This window comes from Pseudomonas sp. FG29 (assembly GCF_057809355.1).
Genome location: NZ_JBMDJU010000017.1, coordinates 1 through 15,920, shown reverse-complemented (window position 1 = coordinate 15,920; position 15,920 = coordinate 1). Strand labels below are relative to the sequence as shown.

14 protein-coding genes and 2 tRNA genes are annotated in these 15,920 nt (G+C 60.4%); 15 read left to right on the top strand and 1 reads right to left on the bottom strand.

Going from position 1 to position 15,920, the window contains the following annotated elements; all coding sequences use genetic code 11:
* Nucleotides 1-56: 56 nt before the first annotated feature.
* Complete coding sequence (gene yhbY, locus ACODS1_RS16895; RefSeq protein WP_322980941.1) at nt 57-368, bottom strand: ribosome assembly RNA-binding protein YhbY; 312 nt, start codon at nt 366-368, stop codon at nt 57-59.
* A gap of 91 nt (nt 369-459) precedes the next feature.
* Between yhbY and rlmE the strand changes: the two genes are divergently transcribed.
* From rlmE to pnp, 15 genes are all read left to right on the top strand, one after another.
* Complete coding sequence (rlmE, locus tag ACODS1_RS16890; RefSeq protein WP_322980940.1) at nt 460-1,083, top strand: 23S rRNA (uridine(2552)-2'-O)-methyltransferase RlmE; 624 nt, start codon at nt 460-462, stop codon at nt 1,081-1,083.
* A 173-nt stretch (nt 1,084-1,256) separates the two neighbouring features.
* Nucleotides 1,257-3,167 (top strand): ATP-dependent zinc metalloprotease FtsH, encoded by a 1,911-nt coding sequence (ftsH, locus tag ACODS1_RS16885; protein WP_322980939.1) that lies wholly within the window; start codon nt 1,257-1,259, stop codon nt 3,165-3,167.
* A gap of 9 nt (nt 3,168-3,176) precedes the next feature.
* On the top strand, nt 3,177-4,028 hold the full coding sequence (folP, locus tag ACODS1_RS16880) for a dihydropteroate synthase (RefSeq protein WP_322980938.1): 852 nt from the start codon (nt 3,177-3,179) through the stop codon (nt 4,026-4,028).
* Between the two features lie 13 nt (nt 4,029-4,041).
* On the top strand, nt 4,042-5,379 hold the full coding sequence (gene glmM, locus ACODS1_RS16875; RefSeq protein WP_489086570.1) for a phosphoglucosamine mutase: 1,338 nt from the start codon (nt 4,042-4,044) through the stop codon (nt 5,377-5,379).
* Between the two features lie 65 nt (nt 5,380-5,444).
* Complete coding sequence (tpiA, locus tag ACODS1_RS16870; protein ID WP_489086569.1) at nt 5,445-6,200, top strand: triose-phosphate isomerase; 756 nt, start codon at nt 5,445-5,447, stop codon at nt 6,198-6,200.
* Between the two features lie 3 nt (nt 6,201-6,203).
* Nucleotides 6,204-6,584 (top strand): preprotein translocase subunit SecG, encoded by a 381-nt coding sequence (secG, locus tag ACODS1_RS16865; protein ID WP_322980935.1) that lies wholly within the window; start codon nt 6,204-6,206, stop codon nt 6,582-6,584.
* Nucleotides 6,585-6,591: 7 nt separating this feature from the next.
* Nucleotides 6,592-6,677 (top strand) — tRNA-Leu (locus tag ACODS1_RS16860).
* Nucleotides 6,678-6,773: 96 nt separating this feature from the next.
* Nucleotides 6,774-6,850: transfer RNA gene (locus ACODS1_RS16855), tRNA-Met, on the top strand.
* Between the two features lie 129 nt (nt 6,851-6,979).
* Entirely contained in the window at nt 6,980-7,438 is a 459-nt protein-coding gene (gene rimP / locus ACODS1_RS16850) for a ribosome maturation factor RimP (protein WP_268181611.1), read from the top strand.
* 119 nt (nt 7,439-7,557) lie between these two features.
* Nucleotides 7,558-9,039: a transcription termination factor NusA gene (gene nusA, locus ACODS1_RS16845; RefSeq protein WP_322980934.1), complete on the top strand. Its 1,482-nt coding sequence runs from the start codon at nt 7,558-7,560 to the stop codon at nt 9,037-9,039.
* 27 nt (nt 9,040-9,066) lie between these two features.
* Nucleotides 9,067-11,559 (top strand): translation initiation factor IF-2, encoded by a 2,493-nt coding sequence (gene infB, locus ACODS1_RS16840; protein WP_322980933.1) that lies wholly within the window; start codon nt 9,067-9,069, stop codon nt 11,557-11,559.
* Between the two features lie 112 nt (nt 11,560-11,671).
* Nucleotides 11,672-12,064, top strand: coding sequence for a 30S ribosome-binding factor RbfA (gene rbfA, locus ACODS1_RS16835; RefSeq protein ID WP_159973478.1), 393 nt, complete (start codon nt 11,672-11,674; stop codon nt 12,062-12,064).
* 3 nt (nt 12,065-12,067) lie between these two features.
* On the top strand, nt 12,068-12,988 hold the full coding sequence (truB, locus tag ACODS1_RS16830) for a tRNA pseudouridine(55) synthase TruB (protein ID WP_159973477.1): 921 nt from the start codon (nt 12,068-12,070) through the stop codon (nt 12,986-12,988).
* 172 nt (nt 12,989-13,160) lie between these two features.
* Nucleotides 13,161-13,430 carry a 30S ribosomal protein S15 gene (rpsO, locus tag ACODS1_RS16825; protein WP_011914369.1) on the top strand — a complete coding sequence of 90 codons (270 nt, stop codon included), beginning with the start codon at nt 13,161-13,163 and terminating at the stop codon, nt 13,428-13,430.
* Between the two features lie 171 nt (nt 13,431-13,601).
* Nucleotides 13,602-15,710 (top strand): polyribonucleotide nucleotidyltransferase, encoded by a 2,109-nt coding sequence (pnp, locus tag ACODS1_RS16820; RefSeq protein WP_322980932.1) that lies wholly within the window; start codon nt 13,602-13,604, stop codon nt 15,708-15,710.
* Nucleotides 15,711-15,920 lie beyond the last annotated feature (210 nt).

The following is a 15,920-nucleotide window of genomic DNA, read 5'->3' as shown; positions in this document are numbered from 1 at the left end:
TGCTAATAGCCTGTAGCCTGTAGCCTGTAGCCTGTAGCCTGTAGCCTGTAGCCGCGTTAAACCTGGTAACGAATCACGTTGGACAGGTTACGGTTCGGCTTGGGGTTCTTGCGATAGATCAGGGCGACCTTGCCAATCGACTGTACCAGCTCGGCACGACCGGCCTCGCACAGTGCGGCGATGGCGGCCTGGCGATCTTCGCGCTCGGCGATACGCAATTGCACCTTGATCAATTCGTGATCGTTCAGGGCGCGATCCAGTTCGCCCAGTACGCCCTCGGTCAAACCATTGTCAGCCACGATCAATACAGGTTTCAGGTGGTGGCCGATAGATTTGAATTGTTTCTTCTGCTCTTGAGTGAGCGGCATAATCGTTAGTACCTAATTCGGTCTGGAAAAACGGCGCCTATCTTACCCGACCCCGCGCCGTTATTCATGACCCGTTGAATTCGAGGTTCCAGTGGCACGTTCCAAGACCAGTCCACGTTGGCTGAAAGAGCATTTCGACGACCCGTACGTGAAGATGGCGCAGAAGGACGGCTACCGTTCGCGTGCCAGCTACAAGTTACTGGAGATCCAGGAAAAGGATCGCATCCTGCGTCCTGGCATGACCGTGGTCGACCTGGGGGCTGCCCCCGGTGGCTGGTCGCAGGTCACCAGCCGCGTGATCGGCGACAAGGGCCGGCTGATCGCCTCCGACATTCTCGAGATGGACAGCATCCCCGATGTGGCCTTCATTCAAGGCGACTTCACCGATGACGCGGTGTTCGCACGCATTCTCGAGGCCATTGGCGAAAATCCGGTCGACCTTGTTATTTCCGATATGGCCCCCAATATGAGTGGGGTGAGGGCGGCTGATCAGCCGCGCGCCATGTATCTATGCGAGTTGGCGCTGGATCTGGCCAGTCGTGTGCTCCGGCCCGGCGGTGATTTCCTGATCAAGATTTTCCAGGGTGAGGGCTTCGACCTTTACCACAAGCAGGTGCGCGAAAGTTTCGAGAAGGTGCAGATGCGCAAGCCGCTGTCCTCCCGCGACCGTTCTCGCGAGCAATACCTGCTGGCCCGTGGCTTTCGCGGGGCATGAGGTGAAACCGGTGTCAGCCTTGCTGGTCTCAGAGGCAGAAACCTCATAAAGGGTTACAGACGGCGCCTGCGGGATGCGGGCGTTTGGTGTAAGTTAGATCGGTATATCACTGGTCGTCATGGGAAGCCTGCTTCGCCACGAGGCCTGCTTCAGAGGGTAGCTAATTGAACGACATGGCAAAGAATCTCATCCTGTGGCTGATCATCGCGGCCGTGCTGGTCACCGTGATGAACAACTTCTCCAGCCCGAGCGAGCCGCAGACCCTGAGCTACTCGCAATTCATCGAGCAGGTCAAGGAAGGGCGCGTCGAGCGCGTGACCGTCGACGGCTACGTGATCACTGGCAAGCGTACCGACGGCGAAGGCTTCAAGACCATTCGTCCGGCGATCCAGGATGGCGGCCTGATCGGTGACCTGATCGACAACAACGTGGTCATCGAAGGCAAGCAGCCCGAGCAGCAGAGCATCTGGACTCAGTTGCTGGTCGCCAGCTTCCCGATTCTGGTGATCATTGCGGTGTTCATGTTCTTCATGCGCCAGATGCAGGGCGGTGCTGGCGGTAAGGGCGGCCCGATGAGCTTCGGCAAGTCCAAGGCGCGCCTGCTTTCCGAAGATCAGGTCAAGACTACCCTGGCCGATGTCGCCGGCTGCGATGAAGCCAAGGAAGAGGTCGGCGAGCTGGTCGAATTCCTCCGCGATCCGGGCAAGTTCCAGCGCCTGGGTGGTCGCATCCCGCGTGGCGTACTGATGGTCGGCCCGCCCGGTACCGGTAAGACCCTGCTGGCCAAGGCCATTGCTGGCGAAGCCAAGGTTCCGTTCTTCACCATCTCCGGCTCCGACTTCGTCGAGATGTTCGTGGGTGTGGGCGCTTCGCGTGTGCGGGACATGTTCGACCAGGCCAAGAAGCACGCGCCTTGCATCATCTTCATCGACGAGATCGACGCGGTCGGTCGCCATCGTGGTGCTGGCATGGGCGGTGGTCATGACGAGCGTGAGCAGACCCTCAACCAGTTGCTGGTGGAGATGGATGGTTTCGAGATGAACGATGGCATCATCGTCATCGCCGCGACCAACCGCCCGGACGTGCTCGACCCTGCGCTGCTGCGCCCCGGTCGTTTCGATCGTCAGGTCGTGGTTGGTCTGCCGGACATCCGCGGTCGCGAGCAGATTCTCAAGGTGCACATGCGCAAAGTGCCGATGGGCGACGATGTCGACGCCTCCGTGATCGCGCGCGGTACCCCGGGTTTCTCCGGTGCTGACCTGGCCAACCTGGTCAACGAAGCCTCGCTGTTCGCCGCTCGCAATGGCAAGCGCCTGGTCGAGATGAAGGAATTCGAACTGGCCAAGGACAAGATCATGATGGGCGCCGAGCGCAAGACCATGGTCATGTCCGACAAGGAAAAGCTCAACACGGCTTATCACGAGGCAGGTCATGCCATTGTCGGTCGTCTGGTTCCCGAGCATGACCCTGTTTACAAGGTCACCATCATCCCGCGCGGTCGTGCGTTGGGTGTGACCATGTTCCTGCCGGAAGAAGATCGCTACAGCCTGAGCAAGCGTGCCTTGACCAGCCAGATCTGCTCGCTGTTCGGTGGGCGTATCGCCGAGGAAATGACCCTGGGCTTCGATGGCGTTACCACTGGCGCTTCGAACGACATCATGCGCGCGACCCAGTTGGCCAAGAACATGGTCACCAAGTGGGGCTTGTCCGAGAAGCTCGGTCCGCTGATGTATGCCGAAGAGGAAGGCGAGGTTTTCCTTGGTCGTAGCATGGGCAGCCAGCACAGCAACGTTTCCGGTGAAACGGCCAAGCTGATCGACGAAGAAGTGCGTCGCATCATCGACGAGAGCTACGCCACTGCCAAGCAGCTGCTGGTCGACAACCGCGACAAGCTCGATGCCATGGCCGAAGCGCTGATGAAGTACGAGACCATCGATGCCGATCAGATCGAGGACATCATGAGTGGTCGGGAGCCGCGCGAACCCCGTGGTTGGGGGGATGGCGACTCTGGCAAGCCTCAGGCCAAGTCTGATGAAGGCACGCGTCCCGAAGCTCCGATTGGCGGCCCCGCTGCCGAACACTAAGGTTCATCGATGTCCGATGTGCAACTGCCGAGCCGGCTACCTTGTGGTAGCCGGCTTCTTGATTTGTCCCGTCCGCAAGTGATGGGGATTCTCAATGTCACGCCCGATTCCTTTTCCGATGGCGGTCGCTTCGCGCAGCGTGATGCTGCCCTGCGGCATGCCGAGGCAATGGTTGCCGCAGGTGCGTCTCTGATCGATGTCGGTGGCGAATCGACGCGGCCTGGTGCGCGTGCGGTCTCGCCTACCGAGGAGCTCGAACGCGTGGCGCCGGTGGTCGAGGCGATCGCTCGCGAGCTGGACGTGATCATTTCCGTCGATACCTCGACGCCAGCGGTGATGCGCGAGAGTGCACGGCTCGGTGCCGGGCTGATCAACGACGTGCGTTCGCTGCAGCGTGACGGCGCCCTGGACGCTGCAGCCGATACCGGCCTGCCGGTCTGTCTGATGCATATGCGCGGTGAGCCCGGCAACATGCAGGACGATCCGCGCTATCCGGATATTCTCGACGAGGTGCAGGGCTTTCTGTCCGAGCGCATGGCTGCTTGCGCGGCGGCGGGTATAGCGGCCGAGCGCATCGTGCTCGATCCGGGATTCGGTTTCGCCAAGACGCTCGAACATAATCTTTCGCTGTTTCGCCGCATGGATTGTCTGCATGCCTTGGGTCGGCCGCTGCTGGTCGGTGTTTCGCGCAAGAGCATGATTGGCAAGGTGCTGGGGCACGAGGTCGGGGGGCGCCTGTATGGCAGTCTGGCCCTGGCTGCACTGGCGCTGACCAAGGGCGCTCATATTCTGCGTGTGCATGATGTCCCTGAAACGGTCGACGTGGTGCGCATGATCGCTGCGGTTGAAGCGGCGCAATAAAAAGGAATTGGTAATGACTAGAAAATACTTTGGCACCGATGGCATTCGTGGGCGCGTTGGTGAGTTCCCGATCACTCCAGATTTCGTGCTCAAGCTGGGTTGGGCTGCCGGCATGGCGTTTCGTAAGCAGGGCAAGTGTCGCATCCTCATCGGCAAGGACACGCGCATCTCCGGCTACATGTTTGAGTCGGCTCTGGAGGCCGGTCTGGCGGCTGCGGGGGCTGATGTGCAGTTGCTTGGTCCGATGCCCACACCTGCTATTGCCTACCTGACGCGTACCTTCCAGGCCGATGCCGGCATCGTCATCAGTGCATCGCACAACCCGCATGACGATAACGGCATCAAGTTCTTCTCCAGTGAAGGCACCAAGTTGCCCGATGATGTCGAGCTGATGATCGAAGAGTTGCTCGATCAGCCGATGACCGTGGTGGAGTCGGCTGCGATCGGCAAGGCTTCGCGCATCAACGATGCATCTGGGCGCTACATCGAGTTCTGCAAGAGCAGCGTGTCCACCGGCACCAACTTCAAGCACCTGAAAATCGTCGTCGACTGCGCCCATGGTGCGGCCTACAAGGTCGCGCCCAGCGTGTTCCGGGAATTGGGTGCCGAGGTCAAGGTAATGGCGGCGCAGCCGGATGGCCTCAATATCAACCATGAGTGCGGCTCGACGCATACCGCCGGGCTGCAGGCCGAGGTGTTGGCTCAGGGGGCCGACCTCGGTATCGCCTTCGATGGTGACGCCGATCGCGTGATGATGGTCGATCACACCGGTACTGTGGTCGATGGTGACGAGCTGCTGTTCATCATTGCCCGTGATCTGCATGAGCGCGGACGCCTGCATGGCGGCGTGGTTGGTACGTTGATGAGCAATTTGGGGCTGGAGTTGGCGCTGGCTGAGCTGAATATCCCGTTCGTTCGTGCCAAGGTCGGGGATCGCTATGTCATTGCCGAACTGATGGCGCGCAACTGGCTGCTGGGTGGTGAAAACTCCGGGCACCTGGTGTGCTTCCAGCACACCACCACAGGCGATGCGATTATCGCCGCGCTACAGGTATTGGTGGCGCTCAAGCGTCGTGACCAGTCGCTGGCCGAAGCGCGCATGGGGGTCAAGAAGTGCCCGCAGGTGCTGGTCAATGTGCGTTTCTCGGGCGAGTTCGATCCGCTTGAGCATCCTTCGGTTAAGGATGCTTGCGCGCGGGTTACCGAGCGCATGGCGGGGCGTGGCCGAGTATTGTTGCGCAAGTCCGGTACCGAGCCGCTGCTGCGGGTGATGGTCGAAGGCGATGACGAGACGGCCGTGCGCAGCTATGCCGATGAATTGGCTAAGATTGTTGCTGAAGTCTGTGCATGATTGAGCTTGCTACCCGAATAGCTCTTGGGTAACATCTGCGCCCTCTTTGATCGACGAGGTAAAGCATGCGTCGCCCCTTGGTTGCAGGTAACTGGAAAATGCACGGTACCCGCGCCAGCGTCGCAGAGCTGATCGAAGGGCTGAGTCAGCAAGTGCTGTCTGCTGATGTCGATGTAGCGGTGTTCCCCTCGAGTCTGCACATTGCCCAGGTCATTGAAGGTCTGGGCGGTAAAGCGGTGAAGGTGGGTGCGCAGGATTGCGCAGCGCAAGCCGAGCAGGGCGCCTTGACCGGTGAGCTGGCGACGAGTCAGTTGGTCGATGTGGGTTGCGAGTATGTGCTGGTCGGTCACTCGGAGCGTCGTCTGATTCTGGGCGAAAGCGATGAGGTGGTCGTTCGCAAGTTTGCAGCCGTACAGGCAGCTGGATTGATTCCAGTGCTTTGTCTCGGCGAGACCCGTGAGCAGCGTGAAGCGGACGCGACGCTGGACGTGGTGGGTGGCCAGTTGGCCGCGGTGATCGATGCTCTGGGTGTCGAGTCGCTGAAGACGGCTGTAGTTGCCTATGAGCCTGTTTGGGCCATTGGCACCGGTTTGACCGCTACGCCGGAGCAGGCTCAGGAAGTACATGCAGCAATACGTGCGCAGGTCGCGCGGCTGGATGTCGATGTGGCAGATGGTCTGAGAATTCTTTATGGCGGCAGTGTCAAGGCCGCCAGTGCTGCCGAGTTGTTCGGTATGCAGGATATCGATGGGGGGCTTGTGGGTGGAGCCTCTCTGAATGCGGATGAATTCGGTGCGATCTGTCGCGCTGCAGGAAACTGAAGAATGCTGGAAACAGTCGTAGTGGTTCTGCATCTGATCGGTGCAATCGGTATTGTCGCGCTGGTTTTGGTTCAGCAGGGCAAGGGTGCTGATGCGGGTGCGTCTTTTGGTTCGGGTGCTTCGGCAACTGTATTCGGAAGCCAAGGTTCCTCTACCTTTCTGAGTAAGTTTACTGGTATACTCGCTGCAGCTTTTTTCATTACTAGCTTGGGCTTAGCGTTCTTTGCTAAAGAAAAAGCTGAAGCACTGACTCAAGTTGGGCTTCCTGATCCTGCGGTTATGGAAGTTCAACAAAAACCGGTCGTCGAAGACGTTCCGGTGCTCGAAGAGCAAAAGGCACCTGCATCCGATGCGTCGGACGTGCCGGAGGCTCCAAAGCAGTAACCGTTTTGCCGAGGTGGTGGAATTGGTAGACACGCTACCTTGAGGTGGTAGTGGCCATAGGCTGTAGGGGTTCGAGTCCCCTCCTCGGTACCATATAAAAGAAGGCCCGCAGTTCGCGGGCTTTCTTGTTTTTCGGAGTGTTGGTTGACCCTCGTAGGGGGCGGCCTTATAATTCCGGCCCAGCTTTGGCGCGGGGTGGAGCAGTCTGGTAGCTCGTCGGGCTCATAACCCGAAGGTCGTTGGTTCAAATCCAGCCCCCGCAACCAGTTTCAGCAGGCCCCTTTTCAGGGGCCTTTTGCTAGCTGGAAGACAACGTCCGCCAGACTTCGTGGCGGTTTGAAGGGATGGGCGTTTCGCCCATTTTTTATTTGCACAGCATGCACGAGGGCCGTTAAGTGTCGAGCAAGCTAGAACAGTTGCAGGCCTTGTTGGCCCCGGTAGTCGAAGCACTCGGCTATCAATGCTGGGGCATCGAGTTCCTGTCGCAGGGGCGTCATTCGCTGCTGCGTGTCTATATCGACAAGGCTGATGGCATCCTGATCGACGATTGCGAGATCGTCAGTCGTCAGCTCAGTGGTGTACTGGATGTCGAAGATCCGATCACATCGGAGTACACCCTGGAAGTTTCCTCTCCTGGCATGGATCGGCCGCTGTTCACACTCGAACAGTTCGCGGCGCATGTCGGTGAGCAGGCAAAGATCAAGCTGCGCTCGCCCTTCGAGGGGCGTCGCAACTTTCAGGGTCTTCTCCGTGGTGTGGAGGAGCAGGACGTGGTGGTACAGGTGGATGACCACGAATACCTGCTGCCGATCGATCTGATCGACAAGGCCAACATCATCCCCCGGTTTGATTGAGACGCGGATCCCGTGTCGTTGGGCAACTGTCCTGTCTGCGTAATGAATGCAGACCGGCGGCGGAGTGCTGACGAGACGGGTCGCGCAGATCCAATGGATTGCGAAAGGCGAGGCGTACGATGAGCAAAGAAGTACTGCTAGTTGTTGAGTCGGTATCCAATGAAAAGGGTGTACCGGCCGGCGTGATTTTCGAGGCGCTGGAGCTGGCTCTGGCGACCGCTACCAAAAAGCGTTTCGAGGACGAGGTCGATCTGCGTGTATCGATCAATCGCCAGAACGGCAGCTACGAGACTTTCCGTCGCTGGACCGTGGTCGACGAGTCCGAGTTCGAAGACCCAGCCTACCAGTTGACCGACGACATGCCGCAGGCTGTCGAAGCCAACGCCAAGATCGGTGATGTGCTCGAGGAAAAGGTCGAGTCCATCGAGTTCGGTCGTATCGCCGCGCAAACCGCCAAGCAGGTGATCGTGCAGAAAGTGCGCGAGGCCGAACGTGCTCAGGTAGTCGATGCCTATCGCGAACGTCTGGGCGAGATCATCTCCGGTACCGTGAAGAAGGTCACTCGCGACAACGTCATCGTCGACCTGGGCAACAACGCCGAGGCGCTGCTGGCACGCGAAGACATCATCCCGCGCGAAACCTTCCGCGTTGGCGTGCGTCTGCGTGCCCTGCTCAAGGAGATCCGCACCGAGAACCGTGGCCCTCAGTTGATCCTGTCGCGTACCGCGCCAGAAATGCTGATCGAACTGTTCCGCATCGAAGTGCCGGAAATTGCCGAGGGCCTGATCGAGGTCAAGGGCGCGTCCCGTGATCCGGGTTCGCGCGCCAAGATCGCCGTGCGCTCCAAGGACAAGCGTATCGACCCGCAGGGCGCCTGCATCGGCATGCGCGGTTCGCGTGTTCAGGCCGTTTCCGGTGAGCTGGGTGGCGAGCGTGTCGACATCGTGCTGTGGGACGACAACCCCGCGCAGTTCGTGATCAATGCCATGTCGCCGGCTGAGGTGGCTGCGATCATCGTTGACGAAGATGCCCATGCCATGGACATCGCCGTTGGTGAAGACAACCTGGCTCAGGCCATCGGCCGTGGCGGCCAGAACGTACGACTGGCCAGTCAGTTGACCGGCTGGACGCTGAACGTGATGACCGAGGCCGACATCCAGGCCAAGCAACAAGCGGAAACCGGCGACATCATGCAGTCCTTCATCGACGAGCTGGAAGTCGACGAAGAGCTGGCCCAAGTCCTGGTCGAAGAGGGTTTCACCAGTCTCGAAGAGATTGCCTACGTACCCATGGAAGAAATGCTCAGCATCGATGGCTTCGACGAGGAGATCGTCAATGAGCTGCGCGCGCGAGCCAAGGATCGTCTGCTGACCAAGGCGATCGCCAACGAGGAAAAGTTGGCCGATGCCCATCCAGCGGATGACCTGCTGGAAGTCGAGGGTATGGACAAGGCGCTAGCTCTGGAGCTGGCGTTGCGCGGCGTGATTACCCGTGAAGACCTGGCCGAGCAGTCGATTGACGACCTGCTCGACATCGACGGCATCGACGAAGAGCGTGCCGGCAAGCTGATCATGGCCGCCCGAGCCCATTGGTTCGAGTAAGCGGTTGCGGCCTGAGGAGAAAGATGCATGACGCAAGTCACGGTGAAAGAACTGGCCAAAGTGGTCGACACCCCGGTTGAACGCCTGCTTCAGCAGATGCGTGAGGCTGGTCTGTCCCACAGTAGTGCCGAACAAGTAGTGACCGACAGTGAGAAACAGGCCCTGCTGGCCCATCTCAAGAGCAGTCACGGCGACAAGGTCGAAGAGCCGCGCAAGATTACCTTGCAGCGCAAGACCACCAGCACCCTCCGGGTGGCTGGCAGCAAGACCATCAGTGTGGAAGTGCGCAAGAAGAAGACCTTCGTCAAGCGCAGCCCCGAAGAGCTCGAAGCCGAGAAGCAGCGTGAGCTGGAAGCCCAGCGCGCTGCTGCCGAGGCCGAGCGTCTGAAGGCCGAGGAAGAAGCCAAGCGCAAGGCCGAAGAAGAGGCCAAACGTCAGGCGGCTGCTCCTGCTGCCGAAGCGCCTGCTCCGGCTGCTGCGCCTGAGCCGGTCGTCAGTGCTCCGGTCGCCGCGCCGGCTACCACTGTCGAGGGCGAGCGCAAGAAAGAAGAAGTGCGTCGCCCGGAGAAGGCGCGCAGCGACGAAGAAGAGCGTCGTGATCGCAAGCATGCGCAGCACCGTCCGACTCTCAAGGAGAAGGCGCCGGCTCCGCGTGTGGCTCCGCGCAGCGTCGACGAGGAAAGCGATGGCTTCCGTCGTGGCGGTCGTGGCAAGTCCAAGATGAAGAAGCGCAACCAGCATGGTTTCCAGACGCCGGCAGGTCCGGTGGTGCGCGAAGTTTCCATCGGCGAGACCATTACCGTTTCGGAACTGGCTCAGCAGATGTCGGTGAAAGCCGCTGAAGTCATCAAGTTCATGTTCAAGATGGGCTCGCCTGCCACCATCAACCAGGTACTGGATCAGGAAACTGCCCAGCTGGTCGCCGAAGAGCTGGGCCACAAGGTCAAGCTGGTCAGTGACAACGCCCTGGAAGATTCCCTGGCCGAGTCGCTGAAGTTCGAAGGCGAGGCCATGTCCCGTGCACCGGTCGTGACCGTCATGGGTCACGTCGACCATGGTAAGACCTCGCTGCTCGACTACATCCGTCGTGCCAAGGTCGCGTCCGGCGAGGCGGGTGGTATCACCCAGCACATCGGCGCCTACCACGTGGAAACCGACCGCGGCATGGTCACCTTCCTCGATACCCCCGGTCACGCCGCGTTTACCCAGATGCGTGCTCGTGGTGCCAAGGCCACCGATATCGTCATTCTCGTCGTCGCCGCTGATGACGGCGTGATGCCGCAGACCCAGGAAGCCGTGCAGCACGCGAAAGCCGCTGGCGTGCCGATCGTGGTCGCGGTGAACAAGATCGACAAGCCTGATGCCAACCCGGACAACATCAAGAACGGTCTGGCCGCTCTCGACGTGATTCCGGAAGAGTGGGGCGGCGATGCACCTTACGTGCATGTGTCGGCCAAAGTCGGTACCGGTATCGACGAACTGCTCGAAGCCGTGCTGCTGCAGGCTGAAGTGCTCGAACTGACCGCTACGCCGAGCGCGCCCGGTCGTGGCGTGGTCGTCGAATCGCGCCTGGACAAGGGCCGTGGCCCGGTGGCTACCGTGCTGGTTCAGGACGGTACCCTGCGTCAGGGCGACATGGTGCTGGTCGGCGTCAACTACGGTCGTGTGCGTGCCATGCTCGACGAGAACGGCAAGCCGATCAAGGAAGCGGGTCCGTCGATCCCGGTCGAGATTCTCGGTCTGGATGGTACGCCGGATGCCGGTGACGAGATGATGGTGGTGGCCGACGAGAAGAAGGCCCGCGAAGTTGCTCTGTTCCGTCAGGGCAAGTTCCGCGAGGTCAAACTGGCTCGTGCCCACGCTGGCAAGCTGGAAAACATCTTCGAGAACATGGGCCAGGAAGAGAAGAAGACCCTCAACATCGTCCTCAAGGCCGACGTTCGTGGTTCTCTGGAAGCTCTGCAGGGCTCGCTCAGCACCCTGGGCAACGACGAAGTGCAAGTGCGTGTGGTCGGTGGCGGCGTCGGTGGTATCACCGAGTCCGATGCCAACCTGGCGCTGGCTTCCAATGCCGTGCTGTTCGGCTTCAACGTCCGTGCTGACGCCGGTGCGCGCAAGATCGTCGAGTCCGAAGGCCTCGACATGCGCTACTACAACGTCATCTACGACATCATCGAAGACGTCAAGAAAGCCCTCACCGGTATGCTCGGCAGCGACGTTCGCGAGAACATCCTGGGTACCGCGGAAGTGCGTGACGTGTTCCGTTCGCCGAAGTTCGGCGCTGTCGCTGGCTGCATGGTCATCGAGGGCACCGTCTACCGCAACCGTCCGATCCGCGTACTGCGCGAGGACGTGGTGATCTTCGAAGGCGAGCTGGAATCGCTGCGTCGCTTCAAGGACGACGTCGCCGAAGTGCGTAATGGCATGGAGTGCGGTATCGGCGTGAAGAGCTACAACGACGTTAAGGTCGGCGACAAGATCGAAGTGTTCGAGAAGGTTCAGGTGGCGCGCAGTCTGTAAGCGCAACCCCTTGACCACGCAACGCCCGGCCCCGCTCAAGCGCGGCCGGGCGTTTGCCGCTTTTACGTCCGCTGCCGATCAGGTGGGCGGGCGAAGGAAAGGTAAGTAAGAAATGGCCAAAGATTACAGCCGTACCCAACGTATCGGCGATCAGATGCAACGCGAGCTTGCCCAGCTTATTCGGCGTGAGGTCAAGGATCCGCGTCTGGGGTTGGTGACCATCACCGCGGTCGATGTCAGTCGTGATATCGGCCACGCTAAAATCTTCATCACTGTCATGGGGCAGGATGACGCCGATGCCGTCAAGGAGAGCCTCAAGGTGCTCAACGACGCGGCCGGTTTTCTGCGCATGCAGCTGGGCAAGGCGATGAAGCTGCGCAGCGTGCCCCAGTTGCACTTCCACTACGACGAGAGCGTCCAGCGCGGTGCGCACCTGTCGGCACTGATCGAGCGTGCCGTGGCGGAAGATCGTCTGCACGACGACACCGCGGGTTCCAAGGAGTAAGGCGTGGCGCAGGTCAAACGTATTCGCCGCAAGGTCGACGGCATCATCCTGCTCGACAAGCCGCATGGCTTCACCTCCAACGCCGCCTTGCAGAAGGTGCGCTGGTTGCTCAACGCCGAGAAGGCCGGGCATACCGGTAGCCTCGACCCGCTGGCCACCGGCGTGCTGCCGCTGTGCTTCGGTGAGGCGACCAAGTTCTCTCAGTACCTGCTCGATGCCGACAAGGGCTATGAAACCCTGGCCCAGCTGGGCGTGACCACCACCACCGGCGATGCTGAGGGTGAGGTGATCGAGCGTCGTCCGGTGACCGTTGGTCGCAGCGAAATCGAGGCGGCATTGCCGCGTTTTCGCGGTGAAATCAAACAGATACCGCCGATGTACTCGGCCCTGAAGAAGGATGGGCAGCCGCTCTACAAGCTGGCCCGCGCAGGCGAAGTAGTGGAGCGCGAAGCGCGTTCTGTTACTATTGCGCGCCTGGAGTTGCTCGGCCTTGAGGGCGAGCAGGCACGTTTGTCGGTGGATTGCAGCAAGGGCACCTACATCCGCACGCTGGTCGAGGATCTCGGCCAGGTATTGGGATGCGGGGCGCATGTGGCGCAACTGCGTCGCACCAAGGCTGGTCCCTTCGATCTGTCGCGTACCGTGACTCTGCAGGAGCTGGAAGCGGCGCATGCCGAAGGTGGCAACGAAGCGCTGGATCGCTTCCTGCAACCGGTCGATAGCGGCCTGCAGGATTGGCCGCTGCTGCAGCTCTCCGAGCACAGCGCGTTTTACTGGCTGCAAGGGCAGCCGGTACGTGCACCGGAAGCGCCGAAGTTCGGCATGGTGCGTGTGCAGGATCATAGCGGTCGCTTCATCGGCATCGGTGAGGTCAGTGATGACGGGCGTATCGCGCCGCGTCGGCTGATTTCCACTGGCGCCTGAGGCGGCAAAGGAATTCGACCATCAGGTCGAAAGCCGTGGCCCGAGTTTCTCGGGTGACGGTGTTACGAGGGTGGCTGTCAGTAGGCACGGTCATGCCTCTTTTTAAAACACGGGAAGCGATTCCCGGCCTATTGAAATCGCGAAAGCGGTTTCCTGATGAGAGGAAGCCAACATGGCACTCAGCGTTGAAGAAAAAGCCCAGATCGTAAACGAGTACAAGCAAGCTGAAGGCGATACCGGTAGCCCGGAAGTGCAGGTTGCCCTGCTGACCGCCAACATCAACAAGCTGCAGGATCACTTCAAGGCCAACGGCAAGGATCACCACAGCCGTCGCGGTCTGATCCGCATGGTAAACCAGCGCCGCAAGCTGCTGGACTACCTGAAGGGTAAGGACACCACTCGTTACAGCGCCCTGATCGGTCGCCTGGGCCTGCGTCGTTAATAGACGCGAGCTGCACAAGTTGGAAGCTGGGAGTTCGGCGTCGCGAGTGGGGAGTGATCCTCACCTCGGGGCGCTGGGCTTCCAGCTTTTGGCTTTTCGAGGGATGCATCGGGTCCGACTCCCGCGCCTCTTTCCAATTTCCCCCAAGGCAACAAAGAGAAGGAAAACACCGTGAACCCGGTAATCAAGCAATTCAAGTTCGGTCAGTCGACCGTAACCCTCGAGACTGGCCGCATCGCCCGTCAAGCCAGCGGCGCCGTGCTGGTGACCGTCGACAACGACGTCACCGTTCTGGTCACCGTGGTTGGTGCCAAGAGCGCCGATCCGAGCAAGGGCTTCTTCCCGCTGTCCGTGCACTACCAGGAAAAGACCTACGCTGCCGGCAAGATCCCGGGTGGCTTCTTCAAGCGTGAAGGCCGTCCGAGCGAGAAGGAAACTCTGACCTCGCGCCTGATCGACCGTCCGATCCGCCCGCTGTTCCCAGAAGGTTTCATGAACGAAGTGCAGGTCGTCTGCACCGTCGTTTCCACCAGCAAGAAGACCGATCCGGACGTTGCCGCCATGATCGGTACCTCGGCTGCCCTGGCCGTTTCCGGTATTCCGTTCAACGGCCCGATCGGCGCCGCGCGTGTAGCCTTCCACCCGGACACCGGCTACCTGCTGAACCCCAACTACGAGCAACTGCAGGCTTCCAGCCTGGATATGGTCGTGGCCGGTACCGAAACCGCCGTACTGATGGTGGAATCGGAAGCTGACGAGCTGACCGAAGACCAGATGCTGGGCGCCGTACTGTTCGCCCACCAGGAATTCCAGGCCGTGATCCAGGCCGTCAAGGAATTCGCTGCCGAAGCCGGCAAGCCGACCTGGAACTGGCAGGCTCCGGCCGCCAACACTCCGCTGCTGGATGCCATCCGCAACCAGTTCGGCGCGGCCATCAGCCAGGCCTACACCATCACCATCAAGCAGGATCGCTACAACCGTCTGGGCGAGCTGCGTGATGAAGTCGTCGCGGCCCTGGCCGGCGAAGGCGAAGGCCAGTTCCCGGCTGATGAAGTCAAAGCGGCTTTCGGCGAGATCGAGTACCGCACCGTGCGTCAGAACATCGTCGACGGCAAGCCGCGTATCGACGGTCGCGACACTCGCACCGTACGTCCGCTGAAGATCGAAGTCGGCGTGCTCGACAAGACCCACGGCTCGGCGCTGTTCACCCGCGGTGAAACTCAGGCGCTGGTCGTTGCCACCCTCGGCACCGCTCGCGATGCACAGCTGCTCGACACCCTCGAAGGCGAGAAGCGCGATGCCTTCATGCTGCACTACAACTTCCCGCCGTTCTCTGTCGGTGAGTGTGGTCGCATGGGCGGTGCCGGTCGCCGCGAAATCGGTCACGGCCGTCTGGCCCGTCGTGGCGTTGCCGCCATGCTGCCGAAGGGCGACGAATTCCCGTACACCATCCGTGTGGTGTCGGAAATCACCGAATCCAACGGTTCGTCCTCCATGGCTTCGGTCTGTGGCGCTTCCCTGGCGTTGATGGACGCCGGTGTGCCGATGAAGGCGCCGGTTGCCGGTATCGCCATGGGTCTGGTGCTGGAAGGTGAGAAATTCGCCGTTCTGACCGACATCCTCGGTGACGAAGATCACCTGGGCGACATGGACTTCAAAGTAGCCGGTACCGCCAAGGGTGTGACCGCGCTGCAGATGGACATCAAGATCCAGGGCATCACTGAAGAGATCATGGAGCAGGCGCTGGAGCAGGCGCTGGAAGCCCGTCTGAACATCCTCGGTCAGATGAACCAGGTGATCAGCCAGTCGCGCACCGAGCTGTCGGCCAATGCCCCGACCATGCTGGCGATGAAGATCGACCAGGACAAGATCCGCGACGTCATCGGCAAGGGCGGCGCTACCATCCGCTCCATCTGCGAAGAGACCAAGGCCTCGATCGATATCGAAGACGACGGCTCGATCAAGATCTTCGGCGAAACCAAGGACGCTGCCGAGGCTGCCAAGCAGCGCGTGCTGGCGATCACTGCCGAAGCCGAGATCGGCAAGATCTACGTCGGCAAGGTCGAGCGCATCGTCGACTTCGGCGCCTTCGTCAACATCCTGCCGGGCAAGGACGGTCTGGTGCACATCTCCATGCTGAGCGATCAGCGCGTGGAGAAGGTCACCGACGTACTGAAAGAAGGTCAGGAAGTGAAGGTACTGGTACTGGACGTGGACAACCGCGGCCGTATCAAGCTGTCGATCAAGGACGTGGCGGCTGCAGAAGCCTCCGGCGTCTGATAGACCTGCGTTGCAATACGAGGAGCCCCGCGAAAGCGGGGCTTTTTCGTTGTGGTTCGTGGAAGGTCGATGGCGTCAGTTTTGATACCGCACTGGCAAGTTTGTGTGTTGGTTTGTGTTGGTATTCTGGACGCCGCTTTGGATGTTTCAGATAGTTCGGGTTTCGCCCCCTCGGGCGACTCACTTTTCTTTGAAATGCGCAAAGAAAAG

Coding starts and splice junctions, on each gene's coding strand:
- yhbY (WP_322980941.1), bottom strand. CDS start 368: ATGCCGCTCACTCAAGAGCAGAAGAAACAATTCAAATCTATCGGCCAC.
- secG (WP_322980935.1), top strand. CDS start 6,204: ATGCTGGAAACAGTCGTAGTGGTTCTGCATCTGATCGGTGCAATCGGT.
- infB (WP_322980933.1), top strand. CDS start 9,067: ATGACGCAAGTCACGGTGAAAGAACTGGCCAAAGTGGTCGACACCCCG.
- tpiA (WP_489086569.1), top strand. CDS start 5,445: ATGCGTCGCCCCTTGGTTGCAGGTAACTGGAAAATGCACGGTACCCGC.
- glmM (WP_489086570.1), top strand. CDS start 4,042: ATGACTAGAAAATACTTTGGCACCGATGGCATTCGTGGGCGCGTTGGT.
- rpsO (WP_011914369.1), top strand. CDS start 13,161: ATGGCACTCAGCGTTGAAGAAAAAGCCCAGATCGTAAACGAGTACAAG.
- folP (WP_322980938.1), top strand. CDS start 3,177: ATGTCCGATGTGCAACTGCCGAGCCGGCTACCTTGTGGTAGCCGGCTT.
- nusA (WP_322980934.1), top strand. CDS start 7,558: ATGAGCAAAGAAGTACTGCTAGTTGTTGAGTCGGTATCCAATGAAAAG.
- rbfA (WP_159973478.1), top strand. CDS start 11,672: ATGGCCAAAGATTACAGCCGTACCCAACGTATCGGCGATCAGATGCAA.
- ftsH (WP_322980939.1), top strand. CDS start 1,257: ATGGCAAAGAATCTCATCCTGTGGCTGATCATCGCGGCCGTGCTGGTC.